This window comes from Sphingomonas eleionomae (assembly GCF_049889035.1).
Classification (GTDB): domain Bacteria; phylum Pseudomonadota; class Alphaproteobacteria; order Sphingomonadales; family Sphingomonadaceae; genus Sphingomonas.
Map to the genome: position 1 here is coordinate 139085 of NZ_JBLTWP010000004.1, position 23462 is coordinate 162546.

Genomic DNA, 23462 nt, shown 5'->3' on the forward strand with positions numbered 1-23462 from the left:
CGCAATCGAGCGGGGCTATCACCCCACGGCCCAAAGCCGGTGTGGCATGGCCCGCATATTGTGTGTAGTGGACGGATAACGCCATGCACGCCCTAGCCAATCCAGCCCGTTTCCTGCGTATCGCCCGGCCGTTGACGCCGGCGCTGTTCTGGCTGGGCCTTGCGCTGATTCTGGTCGGGGCCGGGGCCGGGCTGTTCGTGACCCCGCCGGATTATCTGCAGGGGGACAGCGTCCGCATCCTGTACATCCATGTGCCCGCCGCCTGGCTGGGCATGGGCGGATGGACGGGCATTGCGGTGTCCAGCCTTTGCTATCTGATCTGGCGGCATCCGCTGGCCGCGCTGTCGGCGCGGGCGGTTGCCGCGCCCGGTGCGCTGTTTGCGGCATTGTGCCTGATCACCGGTTCGATCTGGGGCCGGCCGACCTGGGGCACATGGTGGGAATGGGACGGGCGGCTGACCAGCATGCTGATCCTGTTCTTTGTCTATCTCGGCTGGATCGCGCTGGAACGCGGCGATGCCGAGCGCGGCGGCGACGGGCGCATTCCCGCCCTGTTCGGGGTGGCGGGGACCGTGCTGCTGCCGGTCATCAAATATTCCGTCACCTGGTGGAACACGCTGCATCAGCCGGCCAGCATCACGCTGACCCGCAACAGCATCGATGACAGCCTGTTGTGGCCGCTATGGCTGACCGTGCTGGGCTTTTCGCTATGGTTCGGTGCGATCGTGCTGATCCGGATGCGGGCCTATCTGGCAGAGGCGCGGGTCGAGGCGCGGATGCGGCGGATGGCGGCGGCATGAACCCCTGGCCCTTCGTGATCGCCGCCTATGGCGTGGTGATGCTGGGCGTCGTTGCCCTGTCGCTGGCCAGCTGGCGCGCGATGCGCCGGGCCGAGCGGGCATCGGATGCAATGAAGGACCGGCGATGAAGGCAAAGCATCAGCGGCTGGCCCTGGCCGGGCTGGCCATCGTCGCCCTGATGGGCGCCAGCGCGCTCGCCCTGTCCGGTCTGCAGGATCAGGCCGCTTTCTTTTATGCCCCCGCCGATGCGGTCGCCAACCCGCCAGAGCCGGGCCGTGCCGTGCGGCTAGGCGGCATGGTGGAGGCAGGGTCAATCCAGCGTCAGCCCGATGGCGTGTCGATCCGCTTTACCGTCACCGACGGCAAGGCGCGGGTGCCCGTGACGTTCAGCGGCATCGCCCCCGACCTGTTCAAGGAGGGGTCGGGCGTGGTGGCCGAAGGCAGCTTTACCGGCCAGGGCAGTTTCCGCGCCACCAATCTGTTGGCCAAGCATGACGAGCGGTACATGCCGCCCGAAATGGCGAGCCGGATGAAGCCGCAGGATACCATCCCCCAATGATCGCCGAACTTGGTCTGGCCGCGCTGTGGCTGGCAGCGGCAATGGCGCTGTTCCAGCTGTGTGCCGCAGTGGCCGGCATCCGCCTGGACGGACGAAGCGCGGTCGTGGCGGATCAGTTTCACGCAGCGGTTCGCCCCGTTGCGGTCGTTCAGGGCGTGCTGGCCGCGATCAGTTTCGGCGCGCTGATCTGGCTGTTCGCGGTCACTGACCTGTCAGTGCTGATCGTGGCGGAAAACAGCCATACTGCCAAGCCAATGCTGTACAAGATCGCTGGCGCATGGGGCAATCACGAAGGGTCGATGCTCTTGTGGGTGACCGTGCTGGCGGTGGCCGGCGGGGCGATTGCGATCATCGAGCGGCGGTTGAGCAAGCCGATGCTGACCGCGACGCTGGGTGCGCAGGCGGCAATCGCGCTGGGCTTTTACGCCTTTATCCTGTTCGCCTCCAACGCCTTTGCCCGGATGAACCCCGCCGCGCCGGAGGGGCTGGGCCTGAACCCGCTGTTGCAGGACCCCGGCCTCGCCTTTCACCCGCCCACGCTGTACATCGGCTATGTCGGCCTGTCGGTCGCCTTTTCCTTTGCCATCGGCGCGCTGGTCGTCCGAGATGTCGGGCCGGCCTTTGCCCGTGCGATGCGGCCATGGATCCTGATCGCGTGGATCTTCCTGACGCTGGGCATCACGGCGGGCAGCTATTGGGCCTATTACGAGCTGGGCTGGGGCGGCTGGTGGTTCTGGGACCCGGTGGAGAATGCCTCGCTGATGCCGTGGCTGGCGGCGACGGCGCTGCTCCATTCGGTCAATGTGCTCGCGGCGCGGGACGGCCTGCGGTCATGGACGGTGATGCTGGCGGTCATCGCCTTTTCCATGTCGATGCTGGGCACGTTCCTGGTTCGGTCGGGCATCCTGACCAGCGTCCATGCCTTTGCCGTCGATCCTGAGCGTGGCACGTTCATTCTGGTACTGCTTGGCCTGTATATCGGCGGCGCGCTGGCGCTGTTTGCGCTTCGGATCGGGACGGTGCGGCAGGGTGCGACATTCGAATTGCTGAGCCGCGAAGGCGGGCTGGTGCTGAACAACCTGTTGCTCAGTGTCATTCTGGGCATCGTGCTGATCGGCACGCTGTATCCGATTGCGGCAGCGGCGATGGGTCAACAGCTGTCGGTCGGCCCGCCCTTTTTCAACAAATCGACGGCGCCCATCGCACTGGTGCTGATGGCGGGCATGGCGATCGGGCCGATGCTGCGCTGGCGCAGCGACGATCAGGCGCGGGTGACGCGCAAGCTGTTCGCGCCGGTGCTGGCAATCTGTGTCACGGCGGCCGCGACATGGCTGATGGCGCCGGGCGCGGGCTGGGCGGCGATTGCGGGCCTTGCGCTGGCGGCGGGGCTGGCGGTGGGCAGCATCCAGCCGCTGATCGTGCCCAACTGGCGGCGTCTGCCGATGGCGACGGTCGGCATGGCGATCGCGCATCTGGGCGTTGCGGTCAGCGTGGCCGGCATGGCCAGCGAGGGCGCGTTCACGCAGGAAAAGCTGGTTGCGGCAGCGCCGGGCGAGCGGATTTCGGTGGGGCCGTTCACCGTGACCTTTGACGGGATCCAGCCGGTGGTCGGGAGCAACTGGTCCGCCATCGAGGCCAAGCTGACCGTCCAGCGGGGCGAGGCGGGCAAGCCGTTCGTCCTGCGCCCGCAGCAGCGGTTCTTTGCATCGCCGCCCACCGAAACTGCAGAGGCGGCGATCAGCACCCTGGCCGACGGACAGCTTTATGCCGTGATTGGCAAGGATGATGGATCGGGCCGGGCGCAGATCCGGCTGTGGTGGAAACCCTGGGTCACGCTGATCTGGTTCGGCGGCGGCATGATCGCCTTTGGCGGCGCGCTGGCGCTGCTCGGCCGGGTGTGGCGCGAACGCCGGCAATGGCTGGCCCGCCGTGCGCGTGAGGCGATGGCATGAACCGCTGGCTGATCTGGGCACCGCTGATCGCCTTCGCCGCGCTGGTCGTGCTGTTCGTTGCCGGGTTGCAGCGCGATCCGCAATCGATCGTGGCGTCCAAGCTGGTCGGCAAACCGGTTCCGGCGCTGGCGCTGCCGGCGCTGATCGCGGGCAAGCCGGGGCTGGACAAGCCGCTGTCCGGGCCGCGCCTGATCAACGTCTTTGCCAGCTGGTGCGTACCCTGTGCCGCAGAGGCGCCGCAGCTGATGGCGCTGAAGCAGCGCGGCGTGACGATCGATGCGGTCGCCATCCGCGACACTGCGCCTGCCGCCACCCAATTCCTGAACGATTATGGCGACCCCTATCGCGCGATCGGGGACGACCGGGAAAGCCGGTTTCAGCTGTCGCTGGGATCGGCGGGCGTTCCCGAAACCTTTGTCGTCGATGCGGGCGGCATCATCCGTGCCCAGCATATTGGGCCGATCCGCGACGAGGATGTGCCGAAGCTGATCGCCGCGCTGGAGGCCGCACGATGAGGAAACGGGCGTTCGTCATCCCGCTGGCGGCGGCATTGATCGCCGCGCCGCTGACTGCCCAGTCGGACATGCCACAGGCGCGCATGGCCAATACCCAGCTGTCCGACCCCGCCAAGGAGGCCGAGGCAAAGGCGCTGATGAACACGCTGCGCTGTCTGGTGTGTCAGGGGCAGTCGATTGCGGACAGCGATGCCGACATGGCCGGCGACATGCGCGCGCTGGTGCGGCAGCGGATTGCAGCGGGCGACAGTGCGGAACAGGTGCGCGACTGGCTGATCGAACGCTATGGCGACTATGTCAGCTATGACCCGCCGATCAGTGCGGCGACCGCGCCGCTGTGGATCGCGCCCATCGTCATGCTGATCATCGGCGTGATCGTGGCAGCGACCAGTTTTCGCAGGAAGAAGCGCGCATGATGGGCTGGGTGATTCTGACCGCCCTGCTGGTCGCCGCCGCGCTTGTGCTGTGGCGTGCGCGCGTGTCCGGCGGCGTGTTGCGGCTGGCGCTGGCGGCGCTGATGCTGGGCGCGGCGGGATATGCGCTGCAGGGACGGCCGTCGCTGACCGGCAGCCCGACCGAGGCGCAGCGGGCGACCCGCCCGATGGACCCCGGCCAGCTGGCCCTGCGCCGGTCGATGTTCGGGCAGTTCGTGTTTTCCGACCAGTATTTCATCGCATCCGACGCCATGCTGCGGTCGGGCAAGACCGAGGCGGCGGTCAAGGTGCTGTTGAGCGGATTGCAGCAATCGCCGCGCGATCCCGCGCTGTGGGCCGGGCTTGGCCTGGCGTTGCAGGAGCATGACGGCAATGCGCTGTCCCCGCCGGCGCGCCGCGCCTTTGCCCGGGCGGTGCAGCTTGGCCCGGACCAGCCGGGCGTGTGGTTCTATCTGGGTCTGGCCCATGTCCGCGCGGGCGATTTCGTGCGGGCGCGGGGGGCCTGGGCCCGTGCAGCCCGGCTGGCCCGGCCGGGCAGCGATGCCAGCCAGTCGATCATGACCCGGCTGGTGCTGCTGGACGGCGTGCTGGCCAGCCAGCCCGCGGCGGAAGGCGCGCCCGCCCCCCGCCGCTGACCGGGATTAGGCCCAGGCTTGGAACGGCAGGTCCAGCGCATCGGCCACCGCCTGATGCCGGATGCGGCCGCCGGACACGTTCAGCCCCGCCGCAAGATGCGGATCGGCGCGCATCGCGGCCTCGGCCCCATGATCGGCCAGTTTCAGGACGAACGGCAGCGTTGCATTGTTGAGCGCAAAGGTGCTGGTGCGCGCCACTGCGCCGGGCATGTTGGCGACGCAATAATGGATGACGCCGTCCACTTCGAACACCGGTTCGTCATGCGTCGTCGCGCGCGAGGTTTCGAAACAGCCGCCCTGATCGATTGCGATGTCGACCAGCACGCTGCCGCGCTTCATCGTCTTCAGCATCTCGCGCGTTACCAGTTTCGGGGCAGCTGCGCCCGGAACCAGTACGGCGCCGATCACCAGATGCGCGTTCTTGACCGCTGCGGCGATCGCCGCCTTGCTGGCATAGGCGGTCTTGATCTGGCTGCCGAAATGCATGTCCAGTTCGGCCAGCCGGTCATTGTTGATGTCGTAAATGGTGACATCGGCGCGCAGGCCGGTCGCCATCTGGGCCGCGTTGATGCCGGAAACGCCGCCGCCAAGGATCGCCACGCGCGCCGGAGCGACGCCGGGCACCCCGCCAAGCAGGACGCCGCGACCGCCCTGTTCCTTTTCCAGATAATGCGCGCCCACCTGAACCGACATGCGGCCTGCCACTTCGCTCATCGGCTTGAGCAGCGGGAGGGATCGGTTGGCGCTGGTGACGGTTTCATAAGCGATGCAGGTCGCGCCCGACGCGATCAGCCCTTCGGCCTGCGGCTTGTCGGCGGCTAGGTGCAGATAGGTGAACAGCGTGTGCCGCGCCTCCAGCATCGCGATTTCGGACGGCTGGGGCTCCTTCACCTTCACGATCATGTCGCTGCCGGCAAAAACAGATGCGGCATCCGGGGCGATGGTGGCACCGGCGGCCTGATAATCGCTGTCGGCGAAATCGATGCCGCTGCCCGCGCCCGTCTGAACAATCACCTGATGGCCGCGCGCGGTCAGTTCCGCGACGCCGGGCGGGGTCAGGCCGACGCGATATTCGTGGTTCTTGATTTCCTTTGGCACGCCGATGCGCATGGCCCGATCCTTCTCCGTAACGGTTGTTGGTGGCGGTTTAGCACCATCCGCCGGGTAAGGTCCGCTCGATAATTGCGCCGTTGCTGTTGCATTATATCCCGAACATCGTCCCGCGGCCTGCATCCGTTGCCAAGGTGGCGGGGATGCGAGTCGAGCCCTTGTTCCCCGGTGCTGCGGGTGCTAACGCCGCGCGTCTTCACTTGGGGCATGAACGCGGGCCTTATGAACTTGGCCGTTTGCATTTGGTGGCGGACATCACGCCCGTGAACTCGGAAACCCCGACCGACGTCGCCCCGTCGGCACGCGACGCGTCCGACGGCGCCACCGGCGCGCATCATCCGTCGGGTGCGCTGTGGAAGCTGTGTCTGGGCGCGGTCGGCATCGTGTTCGGCGATATCGGCACCAGCCCGATTTACGCGTTCCGCGAAACCTTTGCCGGGCATCATCCGCTGACGCCGGACGCGACGCACATCCTTGGTGTGCTCAGCCTGATCTTCTGGTCGATGATGATCGTGGTCAGCATCAAATATGTCTCGGTCATCATGCGCGCCGATAACAAGGGCGAGGGGGGCAGTCTGGCGCTGCTGGCGCTGATCAACCGGCAATCGGGCGGCGGCAAGCGGTGGACCGGGCCGATCGTGATGCTGGGCGTATTCGCCACCGCACTGTTCTATGGCGACAGCATGATTACCCCGGCGATGTCGGTGCTGTCGGCGTCGGAAGGTCTGACCACCGTCGATCCGCGGTTCGGCCCGTGGGTGCTGCCGATTTCGGTCGGCATCCTGGTCGGCCTGTTCGCCATTCAGGCGCGCGGCACGGCCAAGGTGGGTGCGTTGTTCGGTCCGATCATGGTGTTTTATTTCATCACCCTGTCGGTACTGGGCATCATTCACATCGCCTCCGATCCCACGATCCTGATGGCGCTGAACCCGTGGTACGCCGTCCAGTTTTTTTCGCGGGATTTCGGCTCTGCCTTTCTGGCGCTGGGTTCCGTCGTGCTGGCGGTGACGGGGGCAGAGGCGCTGTATGCCGATATGGGTCATTTCGGGCGCAACCCGATCCGCGTGTCGTGGATGTTCTTTGTCCTGCCCGGCCTGATGCTCAATTATCTGGGGCAGGGGGCGATGATCCTGTCGCTGGATCCCGTCGCGGCGCAGGAGGCGATCAGGAACCCGTTCTTCCTGCTGGCCGACGAACCCTTTCGCCTGCCGCTCGTCATCCTGGCGATGATGGCGACGATCATCGCCAGCCAGGCGGTGATTTCCGGCGCGTTCAGCCTGACGCAGCAGGCGATCCAGCTGGGCTTTATCCCCCGGCTGCGCATCACCCACACCTCGGCGAGTGCGCAGGGCCAGATCTATATCCCCGTCATCAACTGGGCCCTGATGGTCATGGTGCTGTTGCTGGTGCTGACGTTCCAGTCGTCCAGTAATCTGGCCGCCGCCTATGGCATTGCGGTGACCGGGGCGATGTTCATCGACACCTGTCTGCTGGTCGTCGTGCTGTTCAGCCTGTGGAAGTGGAACAAGCTGGTCGCGGGCGGCGTGCTTGCGCTGTTCTTCCTGGTCGACACCGCCTATTTCGCGGCCAACCTGACCAAGGTGCCGGATGGCGGCTGGTTCCCGTTGCTGGTCGGCCTGATCGTGTTCACGCTGCTGACCACATGGGCAAAGGGCCGCAAGCTGATGATCGAGCGGCTGCGCCAGAGCGCCATGCCGATCCAGGTGTTCATCCAGTCGGCGGCGAACAGCGCGGCGCGCGTGCCGGGCACCGCAGTGTTCATGACGTCCACTCCGGATGGCGTGCCGCACGCGCTGCTCCACAACCTCAAGCACAACAAGGTGCTGCACGAGCGGGTCATCCTGCTGACCGTCAAGATTTCGGACGAACCCTATATCTCCGATGACCGGCGCACCGATTTGACCGATCTGGGTCAGGGATTCCACCGGCTGGTCCTGCGCTATGGCTTCATGCAGGAGGCAGATGTGCCCGCCGCGCTGAAGCAGGTGCGCGAGTGCGGTTCGGCGTTCAAGATGATGGACACCAGCTTTTTCCTGGCGCGCCAGACGCTGCTGCCGTCGGCCAATCCGGGCATGGCGCTGTGGCGGGAAAAGCTGTTCGCGTGGATGCTGCGCAACGCCGAAAGCGCGATGGAGTTTTTCCGGCTGCCCACCAATCGCGTGGTCGAGCTGGGCAGTCAGGTCGAGATTTGAGCGGATCCGACGTCGCGCCCGGTGTGGCACCGGTCATCGTGACGGCATTGTTCGGGCAACAGGATTTCGCGTGGCTGGACGGTCTGCGCCGCGCGCATTTCCCGCCCGAGCGCAATCAGGTGCCGGCGCACATCACGCTGTTCCACCATCTGCCGCCCGCGATCCTGCCCGAATTGCGGCAGCGGCTGAATGCCGAAACACGGGGGCAGCCCGCGCCCCGGGCATGGATTGCGGGTGTCGTCACGCTGGGCCGGGGCACCGCCTTTCGCATCGAAAGCCCCGACCTGGCCGCGCTGCGCGACCGGCTGGCCGATGCGTTCACGGGGATGCTGGTGCCTCAGGATCAGGCCGGATGGCGTCCGCACGTGACGATCCAGAACAAGGTGGAGCCGCATCTGGCCAAGGCATTGCGCGCCGAAATGGAGGCCGGTTTCCGCGTCCGCCCATTGGCCATCGCGGGCATCGGCTGCTGGGCCTATCGCGGCGGGCCATGGGAACCATTATCCCGGCATATGTTCGCTTGACCGGCGCGCCCGCCCGCACTAAGTCGCCGCTTCGCCCGCAAGGGTGCCCTGACATGGGGCGGAGTAGCTCAGTTGGTTAGAGCACGGGAATCATAATCCTGGGGTCGGGGGTTCAAGTCCCTCCTCCGCTACCATTACCCCCCAACATCATCAGCGCAGTTGCGGGATCAGTAGTCCCGCGAATAGCGCAGATCGCCCCCTCAACATCACCGGCGCGGTTGCGGGATCAGTAGTCCCGCGAATAGCGGAGGTTGACGCTTGATCCGCCGAAGCTGCCTGTTTGCGACAACAGCGACAGGGCGCGGGTCAGGGCGATTTCCAGCTGGGTTGCGGTAAAGCCACGCGCGTCGGTGATGATTTCGACATAGATATCGTCGGTCAGATACTGGCCGGCGGCAAGGGCGGTGCCCCGGCCGGCGGTATCGTCCGCGCCCAGGATGCGCAGCCGGTCGATCCCGCCCGCCTGACGCAGTTCGCCCAGCGGGTTGAGCCCGCCGCCCGATCCGCGCAGCGAATTGAGCGCCGAGGCAAGCTGGATCGCCTGAATCGCCGACAGGTTGGTGACGGACCGGCCGAACAGGATGCGGGCCAGCACCTCGTCCTGCGCCAGGGCGGGCGTAGAGGTGAACGCAAGCTGCGGCCGCTGGGCAGTGCCGGACACGTTGATGATCGCCGTCACCCCCTCTGTCGTCGTCGATGCCGAGATCGCGATATTGGGGTTGAGCAGGTCATTGCCCTCATAGGTCACGGTGCCGTCGTCCAGTTCGAACCGGCGGCCGGCAAAGCTGTAGGTGCCGCGAATCGCCTCGATCTGGCCGGAAATGCGCGGGTTGGCGGACGTGCCGCGCACGCGCAGGTCGGCCTGCCATTCGCTTTCCAGGCCCATGCCGGACACATAGAGCCGGTTGTCGGCCCGGATGCGCAGGTCGAGGCGGAAGAGCCCAGCCGATGGCGGCGGGGTGGAGCCGCGCGGCGCATTGGCGGCCTCCAGCGCAGTCGTGCGGCGGCGCACGCCGGTCAGCTCGGCGACCTCTGCCGCGCCCTGCCGGATGATCTGGTACCGCGCCTCCGGAATGCGGATATCGCCCTGAATCTGGCCGCCGTCCGGGCCGTTGGTCAGGCGGATTTCGCCGGTGGCGGTGGCGCCGATCATATCGCTGCGCGCAAGCCGGGCGTTGTTCAGCCGGGCGGTCACATCCACCGGAAAGCCGCTGTTCGACGACAGACCAACAAAGCCCTGTGCCGTGACATTGCCTTCACCCGCCGTGGCGCGCAGGTCCTGAAGCTCGAACCGGTCGTTGGTGAACCGGCCGGTGATCCGCATGGCGGACAGGCGCGTGCCATAGGTTTCGTTTTCGTAGACAAGGTCGTTGGCGCGGACCAGGCCGGTGATACGCGGCGCGCCAAGCGTGCCGGAAAAGTCGGCGGCCAGACCGATCGGCCCGGACAGCTGCTGATCCGCGATGCCGCCCAGCGACCACAGCACCTCTGCCGGGCCGTTATACCGCACCCCTCCGGACAGCGGAGCTCCAGCTGTCAGCCCGGTGCGTGCTTGGACCCGGCCGATGGTCGCGCCGCCGCGCTGGATCAGCGCGCGCACGTCCGCCTGACCGGCATTCAGGTCGAGGATCGACTGGATATCGACCGGGCTGGACACTGTAGCGAGGCTGGACCGGGTGAAGTTGCTGATCGCGATGCGGGCATTGCCATTGGGGTTGCCGCCCGCGCCCTGATCGACGGCAAAGCTGCCCGTGGCCGTGCCGCCGATGCCGATGCCGGGGGCAAAGGCGTTGGCGATTTGCAGGTCGAGCCGGTCAAGCTGACCCTGAAGGCTGTAGCCATTTCCATAGCGGCCAGCGATCCGCACCGCCCCCTGATCCAGGGTGATGCGAGTGGGGAGCAGGCGATAGTCCTTGCCGCTGACGTCGATGCGGGCGGGTTCCTGTGTCCGGAAACCGACGCCGTTGCCCTTGCCCTTTAGCGCCACGGTCCACAGGCTGGGCGTCAGGTCGGCATTGGCGGCCAGTTCGAACGGCACGCCGGTCGTGCCGCGCGCCACCGCCTGAACCCTGCCGCGCCCGCCGCGATAATCGCCGCGCGCACGGGCGCGGGTGACGACATACTCGCCCTGGCGCAGATTGGCGACCTGAGCGTCGAAGGTGACGGCAGGGGCATCGTCGTACAGGATCACGCGGCCGGTCGCCAGCGCCTGACCGATGGTCAGGCCCATGTCGCCTGGGATGGCGGCGTTGGAGGCGCGGGCGTTGATGGCCGCCGTCTGGAACCGCCCCTGTCCGCCCAGGTCAGCGCGGCCGGTGACGCCGGACCCGGCAAAGTCGAGCACCCCGGCAAACGGCCCGGCGGGTGTCGCCGCAACCTGGCCGTTGAACGTGATCCCCGCGAACAGGCTGTCGCGGATCGTCGCGTTCAGGCGGGGGGTGGTGCGGATGACAAGGTTTGCGTTGAATGGCCCATAGTTGGTGCCGCCGGTGGCGGTGATCGCATAGGCATCGCCCTGGCCACGCACGCGCGCTTCCAAATTGGCAAGGCCGATGCCGACGCCCGGACGCGGTGCCCGCAGCAGCACGAGCGGCGCGGCCACTGTGCCCGATACCCGCGCGGACAGCGGGCCATATTGCGTGGAGACGGCATCCGCATCGATCAGCAGCGGCCCGGCGAAATCATAGCTGCCCCGCCCGCGCGTGATGCGGAATTGCGGGGCCGAGAGGCGCAGATTGTCGAACCGGACGATGTTTTCGGGCGTCAGCACGACATCGACCGCGGCCTTTGCATTGCCGCCCAGGAACGATGCGATCCCTTCGTTGAACAGGCGCTTTGTCCGGGTCACCAGCCGCCCGCGAATCCCGTAGCCGCCGCCGGGCGCAGTGTAGAGATCGGCGTTGGTTTCAAGATCGAAGATGCCGAACGAGGCGAGTTCGTAATTGTTCACCCGGCCCTGCAGCGCGCCGGTATAGCGGCCCGTCGCGACATCGGCGGCGATGATCGCGGTGGCGTTCACCCGGTCGGACCGGATGCGCAGATTGTCGGACAGGATCTGGGTGCCGTTGATGGCGATATCGCCGTTCAGCGCAACATTGGTCACCAGCCCACCAACCGCGGCATTGAGGCCCGCGATGCGCGCGGCGCGGGCATTGACCGGCACCAGGATGCGGTTGGCATCGATCCGTGCCTGCCCCTCTGCATAGAGCCGTTCGACCACCGTTTCGCCAAAGCCAAGGGCAGCGGCGGCGAGTTTGTAATCCACGGTCGGGGTGGCGAACGGGCCGTTCAGCGCCACGTCCAGCCGCACGGCATTGCCGTTCAGATTGTCCGCAATCGCGCCGGGCGTCAGCAGCTGCGCCTCGGCCCGCATGCCGTCGAACCGGCTGCGCGCCAGATCGATCAGGCCCTGGGTGGCGACGGCCATTGCATCGGATCGCAGGCGAAGCTGCGTTTCCAGCCGCCGGTCGCCCAGCAGCCGTGCATCCATCGCAATCTGCAGCCGCGGCGCGGTCAGCCGTTCGACGGGGCCGGTCAGATACAGACCCGGCCGCGCATCGCCGCGCACCCGGAACAGGCCATTGGCAGCATCCAGGGCAAGATTGGCGATCGACTGGCCGCCCAGCGTGCCGGCAAGCGTGCCGCGCCAGCGTTGCCAGCTGCCATCGCCGTCAAGCGTGGCGACCAGCGGCGCCTTCAGCCCGGCCAGCGAGCCGATCAGGCCATTGGCTGGCGCGTTGAGGCGCATGTCGACATCCAGCCGGTCGGCATCCGGAACGGCATCAAGGCGCAGGGCAACCCGGTCGCCGCCGGCAAGGCCGGGACCGTTCAGCGTGACGCCATCGGCCCGCACCTGAGCCCGGCGATCCGCGATATGCGCGTCACCGGCAAGGCGGGCGAGATAGCGGCGGCCCGCCACAGCCGGGGCCAGTTCGATCCGGTCGATGACCAGCCGGTTCACGTCGATGTCGATATCGGGCAACAGCGGCGCGTCGGGATCGGTCGGCGTTTCCTTTAGCTCCGGCAACCGGTCGACGCGGACCAGCGGGCTGGTCAGGCTGCGCACATCGACATGGTTGGACGCAAAGGCGAACGGCCGCCAATCGACGCGCAGTTCGGGCGAGGTGGCGAACACGCCCTTTTGATCGCTGGCCCGGACATCGCGCAGCACCATCGCGCCATAGATCGACCCGTCGATCCGCCCGACCTGGAGGTTCAGGCCGGATGCCAGCGTGTAGCCGCCGATTTGCCGGGCCAGAAACGCCCGGCCGGGACCGGTGTTGAGGCCAAGCACCAGCGCGCCGAGCAGCAGCACCAGACCGAGCAGCACGATCAGGATGATCCGCGCTATCCGTTGCCAGCGGGGGCGGCGGACGATCACGGGTTCATCGACGGGCGGTGCGCTGGCCATCAGAATGCCTGTCCGATCGAGATATAAAGAGCGATGCGCGATTCACCCGGCTGGCGGTTGATCGGCGTGGCGATGTCGACGCGCATCGGCCCAAAATTGGTATAGAAGCGCCCGCCAATGCCCGCGCCGAAACGCAGATCGCTCCCCTTGGGCAGGGTGCTGTCATACACCTGCCCCGCATCGACGAACGGCACGATGCCGAAATTGCCGAAGCGATAGCGCGCCTCCAGCGCGAATTCGTTGAGGCTGCGCCCGCCAAGCGGACGGAAGATCGTTGGCGAATCCTCTTCCTCTGGATCGGTCGGGTCGAAATCGGGATTGGGTTCAATCGTCCGGGGGCCAAGCTCCTGAAAGCCGAAGCCCCGCACCGACCCGCCGCCACCCGCATAATAGCGGCGCGAGGGGGCCAGATTATCGCGCGAAATGCCCGCAATCGATCCGGCGCGGGCGCGCCCTGCGATGACCAGATCGTCGGTGATCGGGTAATATCCCGTCACCTCGACCATCGAGCGCAGATAGGGGCGCGTGCTGCCCTGAACCGATGCCTCGGGGCTGAGGTTCAGCTTGACCCGGAAACCGCGCGTCGGATTGAGCAGGTCGTCTGACGCGTCATAGCCCAGGAACAGCGGCAGCGCGGCAATGCCATAGGTGCGCCGGATGCGTTCGTTGCGATCGAAACTGAACACATCCTCGTTCGTGCCGACCAGTTCCGCACCGAAATAATAGGTCCAGCGTTTCTGCCAGATCGGGGTCGAATCATAGCTGATCCGGGCCGACAGCGTGCCGGTGAACGCTTCGAACGCGTCGTAATTGGACCGGTTGGCGATGGCCGCGAGGCTGAAGGTGCGGTCGCGCTTGCCGGCATTGGACCGGCGGAACGTGACACCGGCGCCCTGTTCCTGCGTCCCGGCAACGGCGCTGACGATCAGCGCGCCCTCTGGCGGGAACAGGTTGCGATGAGTCCAGGTGCCCTCCACCCGGATACCCTGTCCCGTGCCATAACCGCCCTCGGCCGCCAGCGTGCGAGCAGGACCGGCATTCTGCCGGACGAGCAGATCGACCTGTTCGGTGCCGTCGGGGCCAGGCGTGCCGGTCCGCTGCGGTTCGACCGAGACGGTGGAGAACAGGCCCGTCGCGATCAGGGCGTCGCGCAGATCGTCGACGCGGCGGACATCGTACAGCTCGCCCGCCTTGAACCGGGGAAAAATGGCCAGATGATCGACGTCAAACGCCAGCTCGCCCTCGGTCTTCAGGCCGCCAAAGCTGCTGCGCGGGCCGGTATCGACGGGCAGGGTATAGTCGCCGGTAAAGTCGCGTTCGTCGAGCACGATGTCCCGCTGACCCACCTGGACAAACGGATAGCCCCGGCGCGGCAGTTGCAGGGCGACATTCGCCTCTGCCCCCTGAACCCGGTCGGCCTCGATCGGATCGCCGGATTTCAGCGGCAGCACGCTTTCCACCAGGCCTGGCGGGACGGTGGATTGGGCGCGGACGGCAATCGCGTCCAGCCGGTACTGCTTGCCCGGTGTGGCCGACACGGTGGCGCGCAGCCGCCCGGAATTGGCCGGATTTTGTTCGACGGTCGAAATCGCCGTGCCGTCATAATAGCCGCGTGAGCGCATCAGGCGGACGGCAAGCTGTTCATCCTCCCGCGCGCGGGCGGCCACCATCGTGGCGTTGGCGGCCTTGCCATCGCCTTCCTTCAACGCGGACAGATCGTTGAACAGGTCATTCAGGCCCAGCGCGTCCAGTCCCTCGACCACCGTGGTGTAGCGGATTTCGACAGTGCGCGGATCGGTTTCCGCCGCGACCTCGACCGGCGGGGTGACGTCGAACCCGTCGAGCGGCGGCAGCGGTTCGGCCAGCACGGGTTCGGCGGGCAGCGGTGCGGGAGCGGCAATATCGCCCGAAATGGCGGGTGTGGCGGGGTTGGCGGGCGGTGCCGGCTGTCCCTGATCCTGCGGCTTTGGCTGGTCCGCCGGCTTCCCCTCAAAGGCACTCATCGGTTCAAGCGGGGCGTTGGGATCGTTCGACAGGGCGGGCAACGCGTCTTCGAACTCCGCATCGGGGACGATCGGGGTGTCGGCATCGTTGTCCGGCGCTGGGCTGTCCGGCGCTGGGCTGTCCGGCGCTGGTTCAGGCGTCGGCGCTGGTGCTGGCGCAGGCATTGGCACGGTCTGTGCGGGCACGGTGCTGCCCGATTGCTGCGCATGGGCAGCCCAGGGCAGCATGGCCGCGCTGGCCAGCAACACGTGCCGAGCCGTTCGTCCGAACCTGATTGTCACTGCCCCTCACCATTCCAGGATCAAGGGCACACTTGCCCCCGATCAACGCTGCCCAACGCAGAAGGCCTCGTTTGGCTCCATCTGCTGGACAAAATCGGCAACATCTTCAAGGCTTAACCGCCGATATTCCTCGCAAGACGGGCAGATGCGGACGATCAGCCGGGGCTGCGCAGCTGTGCGACCTCGTCCCGTTCGGCCAGCGGGTTGCCGGGGTGATCGACCTGACCCACCGGGTCGATATGGATCAGCACCTCCATGCCCGGAAACTCGGCCTCGAGCGCGCGTTCCAGCGCCTCGACCACGTCATGGGCCGCAGCGACGGTCATGTGAGGGTCCATCCACATATGAAACTGGGCAAAGTCGCGGTTGCCGCTGGTGCGGATGCGCAGGTCGTGCAGCCCCTTCAGCTCCGGATGACGGCTGGCGACCTCGACAAAGCGGCGGCGCTTTTCCTCCGGCCATTCCTTGTCCATCAGCTGGCCGATCGCCTCGATCGAGGCGCGCCACGCGCCGAACAGCAGCCACAGCGCAATGCCGATGCCGAACACCGGGTCCGCGCCGCGCAGGCCAAGATACTGTTCCAGCACCAATGCCGCGATGACGGCGGCGTTGAGCAGCAGGTCGCTGGTATAATGCACCCGGTCCGTGCCGATGGCGAGCGATCCGGTGCGCGCGACGACATGCGCCTGATACCGGGTCAGCGCCAGCGTCGCGATGATCGCGATCACGCTGACCCCGATGCCATATTCGGCCTGGGCCACCGCCTGACCCGCGGAAAGATCGCCGATGGCGCGGCCAAGGATGCCGATGGCCGAAACGGTGATGACCGCCACCTGGAACAGCGCGGCCAGCGCCTCTGCCTTGCCATGGCCGAACCTGTGATCCTCGTCCGCCGGGCGGGCAGCGATCTGGACCCCGAACAGCGTGACAAGCGATGCGATCAGGTCGAGCGCGGAATCGGCCAGCGATCCGAGCATCGCGACAGAACCCGTCGCCCAGGCGGCATAGCCCTTGATCCCGCCCAGGAACAGGGCAGTACCGACACTGGCCAGCGCAGCCGACCGGGCGAGCCGCGCCGGATCGGTCACGGGAACAGCATCCCTTCGCGCCATCCATTGCCGTCGCGGGTGAACACGCGGCGTTCATGCAGCCGATAGTCGCGGTCCTGCCAGAATTCGATCCGTTCCGGGGTGACGCGATAGCCGCCCCAGTGCGGCGGGCGCGGCACGTCGGCGCCGTCGAACCGGGCCTCCGCCTCGGCCAGGCGCAGCTCGAACGTCGCGCGCGCCGTCAGCGGACGGGACTGGTCCGATGCCCATGCGCCAAGTTGCGAGGCGCGCGGCCGCGTGGCGAAATAGGCGTCCGATTCGGCATCGTCGATGATCGATACCGGCCCCTCGATCCGCACTTGTCGGCGCAGCGATTTCCAGTGGAACAGCAGCATGGCGCGGGGGTTGGCGGCCAGTTCCAGCCCCTTTCGGCTTTCCCGGTTGGTGTAAAAGACGAATCCGCGCGCATCATGCCCCTTCAGCAGCACCGTGCGCACGGCCGGGCGGCCATCCGCATCGGCCGTGGCCAGCGCCATGGCGTTGGGATCGTTGATCTCGCTTGCCTCGGCCTCGGCCATCCAGCTGTCGAACAGGGTGTGGGGGTCAGTGCTCATGCGCGCTCATTACGCCGGCGGGCCAAGGTTATCCACGGGGAAGTTCGCCATGTGGTTCCTGCGCGGTTGCGCGGGGGGATGCTTTGTGGTTGCACGGACAGCCATTCAGCGGGGGCGGTGCATGACGGGAACGGCATTTGGCTAGCCTGGCAACAGGGTTGACCGGCACCGCGGACGCCGCGGAGCAATGGATCCGCGATTATTGCGGCGACGGCAATGCCGGCGACATGCTGTGCGCTGCCGACGGGGCAGAGCGCGATGCCTGGCTGGCGATGCTGGACGAACTGGCGGGCGCGTCTGGCGGCAGGCTGGACGAGGTGCGCGAGCGGGCGCAGCGTCAGGCGGACGATATCGGCACGGGATACCGGATCCCCGGCGAAAGCGAGGAGCGGCCATGGCCCCTGTCGCCGGTGCCGCTGATGATCGGTTCGGCCGAATGGGCGGAAATCAGCGCGGGCGTGACCCAGCGGGCGACGCTGATGGAGGCGTTGATCGCCGATATCTATGGCCCGGGCGAGCTGGTCAGCCAGGGCGCGCTGCCCGCCGCGCTGGTCACCGGCAGCGCGCTGTTCCTGCGGCCGATGGTCGGGCTGACCCCGCCGGGGGGCAGGCACCTGCATTTCTATGCCGTCGATCTGGGCCGGGGTCCGGACGGGCAGTGGCGCGTGCTGGCCGATCATGTCCGCGCACCCACCGGCGCGGGCTATGCGCTGGAAAACCGGCTGGCGATCGGACGGGTGCTCGACGGGTTGCAGTTGCGGCTGAACATCCAGCGGCACGCGCCGTTCTTTACGGCGATGCGCGACGGCCTGGCCGCCAGTTGCCGCCGGGCGGAACCGCGCATCGGCCTGCTGACGCCCGGCCGCTACAATGCAAGCTATGCCGAACAGGCGCATCTGGCCCGGTATCTGGGCTTTTTGCTGGTCGAGGGTGCCGATCTGGCGGTGCGGGACGACAAGGTTTATGTCCGGACCGTCGCCGGGCTGAAGCGGATCGACGCGCTGTGGCGGCGGCTCGATCCGCGCCTGCTCGATCCGCTGGCGTTCGATTCCCATTCGGAAATCGGGGTGGCGGGGCTGGTTGATGCCATGGCGGCGGGCGATGTCGTGGTGGCCAATGCACCCGGTGTCGGCATGGTCGAGGCGCCGGCACTGGCCGCGTTCCTGCCCGCGCTGGCCGAGCGGCTGGTCGGCGCGCCGCTGCGCCTGCCCAATGTCGCAACCTGGTGGTGCGGGCAGCCAGCCGAGCGCGACCATGTGCTGGCCCATCTGGACCGGATGGAGCTGTCCCCTGCCTTTTCCGATCCGCCGCTGGGCCTGCCGGGCGGGCAGGCGCTGCTCGGGTGCGAGCTGGATGCAGCCGGGCGCGCGTCGGTCGAGGCGGATATGGCGCGGCGACCGCAGGATTATGTCGGGCGCGAAGTGGTGCGGCTGTGCACCATGCCGGTGGTGCAGGGCGACCGGATGGTGGCCCGCCCGTTCACGCTGCGCGTGTTCGCAGCGCGCGGGCCGGATGGGGAATGGGCCGTGCTGCCCGGCGGCTTTGCGCGGATCGCCGATCACCCGGACCCGCGTGCAGCGGTGATGGGCGAGGGCGTCTGGTCCGCCGATGTGTGCATCCACGGCCCCGACCCCGTCGATCCGGTCAGCCTGTTGCCCGCAAGCACGACCGTGCAGCTGCGGCGCAACCCCGGCACGCTGCCCAGCCGGGTGGCGGACAACATGTTCTGGCTGGGCCGGTATCTGGAACGGGGCGAGGCATTGCTGGCCGTGATCCGCGTCCTGCTGGGCCATTCGATCACCGCCGACACCGGCGCTGCGCTGTCCAGCGGCACAGTGCAGCACCTGATCAACCTGATCGTCGCTACCGGGGCGGCCAGCGAACCGGCCGGGCGGGGGCGCAGCGAACTGGCGGCGTTCGCCATGGCTGCGCTGGGCAATGACGGCCCGTTCAGCGTGGCGGGCATCAACCGCGCAATCGCCGGGATCGGCGCGATATCGCGGGACCGGTTGTCGGCGGACATGACGCGCCTGATCGATGCGCCGTTTCCCGAACGGGGCAGCGTGCTGGACCGGGCAGGCACGCTGCAGCGCCGCTATGCCGCGATCGCCGGCCTGTCCGCGGAGCATATGGCGCGGACCGATGCCTGGCGCTTTCTGGACCTGGGCCGCCGGATCGAGCGGGGGGCGGGGATGATCCAGAATGTCCGCGCCTTCATGGCGATGCACGCGACGGCCGACGACCTGTCCACGCTGCTCGACCTGGCCGACAGCCAGATCAGTTACCGCCAGCGTTACCTGACCGGCATTGCGCGCGTGCCGGTGATTGACCTGGTGCTGCTGGATCCGGGCAATCCGCGCAGCCTGGCCTATCAGGCGCAGGTGATCCGCGAGCATCTGACCCGGCTGCCCATGCTGGCCGATGACGGGATACAGGAGCCGCAACAGGCGTTGGCAGCGGAACTCACCGCGCTGGTCGACCTGACCCGCGCCGCCAGCATCGAGGAGGTGCAGCTGAACCGCCTGAACGCCATGCTGGCCGATCTGTCGGACGCCATCGCCCGCCGCTATTTCCTGCACGGGTCGGAGGCGCTGCGCGCGCCCGGCCTGACGCTCGCCTGATCGCGCGGGGACGGCGGCAATGATGCGCTATGCCATCCGGCACATCACCCGGTTCGATTATGCCGAGCCTGCTGGATTCGTCCGCTGCAACCTGCGGCTGAAGCCGATCCTGTGGTCGGGTCAGACGCTGGAGGCGCACACGCTGGCCATCGAGCCTGCCGGGCGGCTGGCCCCGGCCCGGGCACAGGCGGGGCTGGCCAATGTGCAGCGGCTGGTCGTGGAAAACACGACGCGCAGCCTGGTGATCGAAAGCAGCGCGCTGGTCACGCTGACCCGGCCGATCCCGATGCCGCAGCCGGGCGACCCGACCCTGGCCGAGGTGGCGGCGATGGCGCGCGCCAGCCGCGACATGGGCCCGGCCAGCCCGGCCAGTTACCAGTTTCCCTCGCCCCGTATCCCGCTGGACGCAGAGATCGGCGCATGGTGCGCGGCCGAGCTGGACCCCCGGCGCGGCGTGCTGGAGGCGGGCATGGCGCTGGCCCGGCGCATCCAGAGCGAGTTCCTGTTCGATCCCAGCGCGACATTGGTCGACACCCCGCCGATCGAGGCGTTCCACAAGCGGGGCGGGGTGTGCCAGGATTTCGCGCAGATCATGATTTCGGGGCTGAGGACGGCGGGGCTGCCGGCTGCATACGTCTCCGGTTATCTTCGCACCCTGCCGCCGCCGGGTCAGGAACGGCTGGTCGGGGCCGATGCCACCCATGCGTGGGTGATGCTGTGGGCAGGCCCCGCCATCGGATGGGTCGGCGTCGATCCGACCAATGGCATCTGGATGGCGGAGGATCATGTCGTCGTCGCCATCGGCCGCGATTACGGCGACATCGCGCCGATCGACGGCGTGGTGCTGGGCACCGGGGGTCAGACGATGCACGTATCGGTCGACGTGGCGCCGCTGGACTGACCGGCGCGCCGGGCGGGAATGGTGCCGTCCATCCGCCGGAATTGCGTCAGCGCCTGCTTTCCCCCACATAGGCGCCCGACAGGAGTAACGGACCCCAAATGGCAGCAGATCCCTATACCACTCTGGGCGTGGCACGCGGTGCGAGCGAGGCGGAGATCAAGTCCGCCTATCGCAAGCTGGCCAAGGAGCTGCACCCCGACCGCAATCGAGACAATCCGCGTGCGGCCGAACGCTTCGCCACGGTGACGCAGGCCTATGACCTGCTCAGCGACAAGGACAAGCGCGCCCGGTTCGACCGGGGAGAGATCGACGCGGACGGCAATCCGGCCATGCCGTTCGGTTTTGGCGGCGCGCGCGGGCCGGGCGGACAGGGCCGCCCCGGCGGGTTCGACTTTTCGGGCGACAGCGGGGATTTCACCGATATCTTCGAGGGGCTGTTCGGCGGCGGTGCAGGCGCGCGGGGCGGCGGTTTTGCCAGCGAGTTCGGCCGGCGGCCACAGCCAAAGGGCGGCAACATCCCCTATCGCCTGGCGGTATCGTTCGTGGATGCGGCCATGCTGGCCCCGCAGCGGATCACGCTGAACGATGGCAAGACCATCGACCTGAAACTGCCCGCCGGGGTGGAAACCGGCACGCAGATGCGGCTGGCGGGCAAGGGGCAGCCGGGACCGGGCGGGTCGGGCGACGCCATCGTCACCATCGAGGTTCAGTCGCACCGGTTCTTTACCCGCGACGGCGACGATGTGCGCATCGACCTGCCCATTGGCCTGGCCGAAGCGGTGCTGGGCGGCGAGGTGAAGGTGCCGACGGTGGACGGCAGCGTGATGCTGAAACTGCCCGCCGGGTCGACATCGGGCAAGGTGATGCGCCTGCGCGGCAAGGGGTTTCACAAGAAGGGCGGCGGCCGGGGGGATCAGCTGGTCACGCTGATGATCGACCTGCCGGTCGACGATGCCGCGTTGACCGCGTTCGCCCGCGACTGGCCCGGCGCTGCCACGCATGACCCGCGCAGTCGGCTCGGCCTTTGACCCCGCCGACTGGTGCGGAGCAAAGTGACGGGCAGCGGGTTATGACGAGCATGACTGAAGGCTCATCGCAATCACCCGAGGCACGTCGTGAACAGGGTGGGCTCCAGCAGCGGCTGGCCAATCTTGGTATCAGCCAGCGCGTGTTCGAAGTCGCCAAGCGCGTCGTGGCCGGCGTGTTTGCCGAAGGGTTCACCCATGCGGGCAATCTTGCCTATCTGAGCCTGGTCACGCTGTTCCCGTTCTTCATCGTCGCGGCCGCCATCGCCCGGCTGTTCGGCCGGACCGAAGACGGGCTGCGCACGGTCGAGGCGTTTTTGCGGACCATGCCGCCCGATGTGGCGTTGGTTCTGCAAAAGCCGATCCTGGACGTGCTGCAGGCCCGTTCGGGATCGCTGTTGTGGCTGGGCGCGATCGTCGGGCTGTGGACCACGGCCAGCTTTGTCGAGACGCTGCGCGCGATCCAGCGACAGGCCTATGGCGTCAAGATGAGCCGGCCGTTCTGGGAATATCGGCTGAGCGCGATCGGGATGATCTTTGCCTCGGTCATCCTGGCGATGACGGCATTCAGCTTTCAGGTGGCGCTGACCGGGGTGGAGGCGTTCATTACCCGCTTTCTGCCCTTTGCCACCGACATCCAGACGACGCTCAGCCTGTCGCGGTTCGTGCCGGGCATCGCGCTGTTCGCCGCGCTCTATATCCTGTTCTACGCCCTGACTCCCGGCGTTTATCGCCGGTCGAACAATCCGAAATGGCCGGGCGCTGCGCTGACCACCGGATGGTGGCTGGCGACGACCGCATTGCTGCCGATCATCCTGACCAATCTGGCCAATTACGACCTGACCTATGGCAGTCTGGCTGGGGTGATGATCGCCCTCATCTTCTTCTTCATCGTGGGGCTGGGCGTCGTTGTGGGTGCGCAACTGAACGCGGCGCTGGCAGAATCGCCCGAAACCGGTCTAGAGAGCGCGTCGAACAAGGACTTGGGCGCGGAAGGGAACGCATGACTGGATTGATGGCGGGCAAGCGCGGGCTCATCATGGGCCTGGCGAACGACAAGTCACTTGCCTGGGGCATTGCGAAACAGCTGGCCGAACATGGCGCCGAGCTGGCCTTTACCTATCCCAATGATTCGCTGGCCAAGCGTGTGGTTCCGCTGGCCGCCGAACTGGGATCGGATTTCTGCTTTCCGTGCGAGGTGTCCGACATGGCCAGCGTGGACGCGGCCTTTTCGACGCTGGCGGCCCGCTGGCCGACGATCGATTTCGTGGTCCACGCCATCGGGTTTTCGGACAAGAACGAGCTGCGCGGCCGCTACTACGAAACCAGCCTCGACAATTTCCTGATGACGATGAACATCAGCGTCTATTCCTTCACCGCCGTGGCGCGTCATGCCAAGGCGCTGATGCCGAATGGCGGCAGCCTGTTGACGCTGACCTATTACGGGTCGGAAAAGGTCGTGCCGCATTACAATGTCATGGGCATTGCCAAGTCGGCGCTGGATACCAGCGTCAAATACCTCGCCGTCGACCTCGGCCGCGACAATATCCGCGTCAACGCGATTTCGGCCGGGCCGATCAAGACGCTGGCGGCGAGCGGCATCGGCGATTTCCGCTATATCCTGAAGTGGAACGAGCTGAACGCGCCGCTGAAGCGGAACGTGACGATCGAGGATGTCGGCGGCGCCGGGCTGTATCTGCTCAGCGACCTGTCGGCCGGCGTGACGGGCGAGATCCATCATGTCGATGCCGGGTACAATGTCGTGGGCATGAAGGCCGAGGACGCGCCCGACATCGCATTGTCGTGACGGCACG

Annotated in this window: 19 protein-coding genes and 1 tRNA gene; 15 read left to right on the forward strand and 5 right to left on the reverse strand. The window is 67.2% G+C overall.

Annotation, left to right across the window (positions count from 1 at the left end; all coding sequences use genetic code 11):
* The first annotated feature begins 83 nt into the window (after positions 1–83).
* The 7 genes from ccmC to ACNI3Q_RS11905 are packed head-to-tail and all read left to right on the forward strand — an operon-like array spanning position 84 to position 4895.
* Positions 84–800, forward strand: a complete 717-nt coding sequence (gene ccmC / locus ACNI3Q_RS11875; RefSeq protein ID WP_426276943.1) for a heme ABC transporter permease CcmC — start codon at positions 84–86, stop codon at positions 798–800.
* Entirely contained in the window at positions 797–928 is a 132-nt protein-coding gene (locus ACNI3Q_RS11880) for a heme exporter protein CcmD (RefSeq protein ID WP_260020307.1), read from the forward strand. Before ccmC ends, ACNI3Q_RS11880 begins: the two co-directional genes overlap by 4 nt.
* The gene (gene ccmE, locus ACNI3Q_RS11885; RefSeq protein WP_426276945.1) at positions 925–1359 is read left to right on the forward strand and encodes a cytochrome c maturation protein CcmE; all 435 of its coding nucleotides are present in this window, start codon (positions 925–927) and stop codon (positions 1357–1359) included. Before ACNI3Q_RS11880 ends, ccmE begins: the two co-directional genes overlap by 4 nt.
* Entirely contained in the window at positions 1356–3311 is a 1956-nt protein-coding gene (locus ACNI3Q_RS11890; RefSeq protein ID WP_426276947.1) for a heme lyase CcmF/NrfE family subunit, read from the forward strand. Before ccmE ends, ACNI3Q_RS11890 begins: the two co-directional genes overlap by 4 nt.
* Positions 3308–3826 carry a redoxin family protein gene (locus ACNI3Q_RS11895; protein WP_426276949.1) on the forward strand — a complete coding sequence of 173 codons (519 nt, stop codon included), beginning with the start codon at positions 3308–3310 and terminating at the stop codon, positions 3824–3826. Before ACNI3Q_RS11890 ends, ACNI3Q_RS11895 begins: the two co-directional genes overlap by 4 nt.
* Positions 3823–4242: a cytochrome c-type biogenesis protein gene (locus ACNI3Q_RS11900; RefSeq protein WP_426276951.1), complete on the forward strand. Its 420-nt coding sequence runs from the start codon at positions 3823–3825 to the stop codon at positions 4240–4242. Before ACNI3Q_RS11895 ends, ACNI3Q_RS11900 begins: the two co-directional genes overlap by 4 nt.
* Positions 4239–4895, forward strand: coding sequence for a tetratricopeptide repeat protein (locus ACNI3Q_RS11905; protein ID WP_426276953.1), 657 nt, complete (start codon positions 4239–4241; stop codon positions 4893–4895). Before ACNI3Q_RS11900 ends, ACNI3Q_RS11905 begins: the two co-directional genes overlap by 4 nt.
* A gap of 6 nt (positions 4896–4901) precedes the next feature.
* Here ACNI3Q_RS11905 and ald read toward each other — a convergent pair whose 3' ends face one another.
* On the reverse strand, positions 4902–6005 hold the full coding sequence (gene ald, locus ACNI3Q_RS11910; protein ID WP_426276955.1) for an alanine dehydrogenase: 1104 nt from the start codon (positions 6003–6005) through the stop codon (positions 4902–4904).
* 263 nt (positions 6006–6268) lie between these two features.
* Between ald and ACNI3Q_RS11915 the strand changes: the two genes are divergently transcribed.
* The 3 genes from ACNI3Q_RS11915 to ACNI3Q_RS11925 all read left to right on the forward strand — a co-directional run bounded on the left by ACNI3Q_RS11915 (position 6269) and on the right by ACNI3Q_RS11925 (position 8876).
* Positions 6269–8218 carry a potassium transporter Kup gene (locus tag ACNI3Q_RS11915; protein ID WP_426276957.1) on the forward strand — a complete coding sequence of 650 codons (1950 nt, stop codon included), beginning with the start codon at positions 6269–6271 and terminating at the stop codon, positions 8216–8218.
* Complete coding sequence (locus ACNI3Q_RS11920) at positions 8215–8742, forward strand: 2'-5' RNA ligase family protein (protein ID WP_426276959.1); 528 nt, start codon at positions 8215–8217, stop codon at positions 8740–8742. The genes ACNI3Q_RS11915 and ACNI3Q_RS11920 overlap by 4 nt, the downstream gene beginning before the upstream one ends.
* Positions 8743–8799: 57 nt before the next feature.
* Positions 8800–8876: transfer RNA gene (locus tag ACNI3Q_RS11925), tRNA-Met, on the forward strand.
* Between the two features lie 92 nt (positions 8877–8968).
* Here ACNI3Q_RS11925 and ACNI3Q_RS11930 read toward each other — a convergent pair.
* The 4 genes from ACNI3Q_RS11930 to pdxH all read right to left on the reverse strand — a co-directional run bounded on the left by ACNI3Q_RS11930 (position 8969) and on the right by pdxH (position 17101).
* A complete protein-coding gene (locus tag ACNI3Q_RS11930) occupies positions 8969–13153 on the reverse strand; it encodes a translocation/assembly module TamB domain-containing protein (protein ID WP_426276961.1) in 4185 nt (1394 codons plus the stop codon).
* Positions 13153–15321, reverse strand: coding sequence for an autotransporter assembly complex protein TamA (locus ACNI3Q_RS11935; RefSeq protein WP_426277577.1), 2169 nt, complete (start codon positions 15319–15321; stop codon positions 13153–13155). The genes ACNI3Q_RS11930 and ACNI3Q_RS11935 overlap by 1 nt, the downstream gene beginning before the upstream one ends.
* A 272-nt stretch (positions 15322–15593) precedes the next feature.
* Positions 15594–16526, reverse strand: coding sequence for a cation diffusion facilitator family transporter (locus ACNI3Q_RS11940; protein ID WP_426276963.1), 933 nt, complete (start codon positions 16524–16526; stop codon positions 15594–15596).
* Positions 16523–17101, reverse strand: a complete 579-nt coding sequence (gene pdxH / locus ACNI3Q_RS11945; protein WP_426276965.1) for a pyridoxamine 5'-phosphate oxidase — start codon at positions 17099–17101, stop codon at positions 16523–16525. Before pdxH ends, ACNI3Q_RS11940 begins: the two co-directional genes overlap by 4 nt.
* Positions 17102–17328: 227 nt before the next feature.
* Between pdxH and ACNI3Q_RS11950 the strand changes: the two genes are divergently transcribed.
* The 5 genes from ACNI3Q_RS11950 to fabI all read left to right on the forward strand — a co-directional run bounded on the left by ACNI3Q_RS11950 (position 17329) and on the right by fabI (position 23455).
* The gene (locus ACNI3Q_RS11950) at positions 17329–19722 is read left to right on the forward strand and encodes a circularly permuted type 2 ATP-grasp protein (protein WP_426277579.1); all 2394 of its coding nucleotides are present in this window, start codon (positions 17329–17331) and stop codon (positions 19720–19722) included.
* A gap of 22 nt (positions 19723–19744) precedes the next feature.
* Entirely contained in the window at positions 19745–20623 is an 879-nt protein-coding gene (locus ACNI3Q_RS11955) for a transglutaminase family protein (RefSeq protein ID WP_260021576.1), read from the forward strand.
* A gap of 98 nt (positions 20624–20721) precedes the next feature.
* A complete protein-coding gene (locus ACNI3Q_RS11960) occupies positions 20722–21651 on the forward strand; it encodes a DnaJ C-terminal domain-containing protein (RefSeq protein WP_426276967.1) in 930 nt (309 codons plus the stop codon).
* 50 nt (positions 21652–21701) lie between these two features.
* Entirely contained in the window at positions 21702–22655 is a 954-nt protein-coding gene (locus tag ACNI3Q_RS11965; protein ID WP_426276969.1) for a YihY/virulence factor BrkB family protein, read from the forward strand.
* Positions 22652–23455, forward strand: coding sequence for an enoyl-ACP reductase FabI (gene fabI / locus ACNI3Q_RS11970; protein WP_260020293.1), 804 nt, complete (start codon positions 22652–22654; stop codon positions 23453–23455). Before ACNI3Q_RS11965 ends, fabI begins: the two co-directional genes overlap by 4 nt.
* Positions 23456–23462: the final 7 nt, after the last annotated feature.

Bases quoted from the DNA above. Each gene is read 5' to 3' on its own strand.
- ccmC (WP_426276943.1), top strand. From the start codon at position 84: ATGCACGCCCTAGCCAATCCAGCCCGTTTCCTGCGTATCGCCCGGCCG.
- ACNI3Q_RS11880 (WP_260020307.1), top strand. From the start codon at position 797: ATGAACCCCTGGCCCTTCGTGATCGCCGCCTATGGCGTGGTGATGCTG.
- ccmE (WP_426276945.1), top strand. From the start codon at position 925: ATGAAGGCAAAGCATCAGCGGCTGGCCCTGGCCGGGCTGGCCATCGTC.
- ACNI3Q_RS11890 (WP_426276947.1), top strand. From the start codon at position 1,356: ATGATCGCCGAACTTGGTCTGGCCGCGCTGTGGCTGGCAGCGGCAATG.
- ACNI3Q_RS11895 (WP_426276949.1), top strand. From the start codon at position 3,308: ATGAACCGCTGGCTGATCTGGGCACCGCTGATCGCCTTCGCCGCGCTG.
- ACNI3Q_RS11900 (WP_426276951.1), top strand. From the start codon at position 3,823: ATGAGGAAACGGGCGTTCGTCATCCCGCTGGCGGCGGCATTGATCGCC.
- ACNI3Q_RS11905 (WP_426276953.1), top strand. From the start codon at position 4,239: ATGATGGGCTGGGTGATTCTGACCGCCCTGCTGGTCGCCGCCGCGCTT.
- ald (WP_426276955.1), bottom strand. From the start codon at position 6,005: ATGCGCATCGGCGTGCCAAAGGAAATCAAGAACCACGAATATCGCGTC.
- ACNI3Q_RS11930 (WP_426276961.1), bottom strand. From the start codon at position 13,153: ATGGCCAGCGCACCGCCCGTCGATGAACCCGTGATCGTCCGCCGCCCC.
- ACNI3Q_RS11935 (WP_426277577.1), bottom strand. From the start codon at position 15,321: ATGCCTGCGCCAGCACCAGCGCCGACGCCTGAACCAGCGCCGGACAGC.
- pdxH (WP_426276965.1), bottom strand. From the start codon at position 17,101: ATGAGCACTGACCCCCACACCCTGTTCGACAGCTGGATGGCCGAGGCC.
- ACNI3Q_RS11950 (WP_426277579.1), top strand. From the start codon at position 17,329: ATGCTGTGCGCTGCCGACGGGGCAGAGCGCGATGCCTGGCTGGCGATG.
- ACNI3Q_RS11955 (WP_260021576.1), top strand. From the start codon at position 19,745: ATGCGCTATGCCATCCGGCACATCACCCGGTTCGATTATGCCGAGCCT.
- ACNI3Q_RS11960 (WP_426276967.1), top strand. From the start codon at position 20,722: ATGGCAGCAGATCCCTATACCACTCTGGGCGTGGCACGCGGTGCGAGC.
- ACNI3Q_RS11965 (WP_426276969.1), top strand. From the start codon at position 21,702: ATGACTGAAGGCTCATCGCAATCACCCGAGGCACGTCGTGAACAGGGT.
- fabI (WP_260020293.1), top strand. From the start codon at position 22,652: ATGACTGGATTGATGGCGGGCAAGCGCGGGCTCATCATGGGCCTGGCG.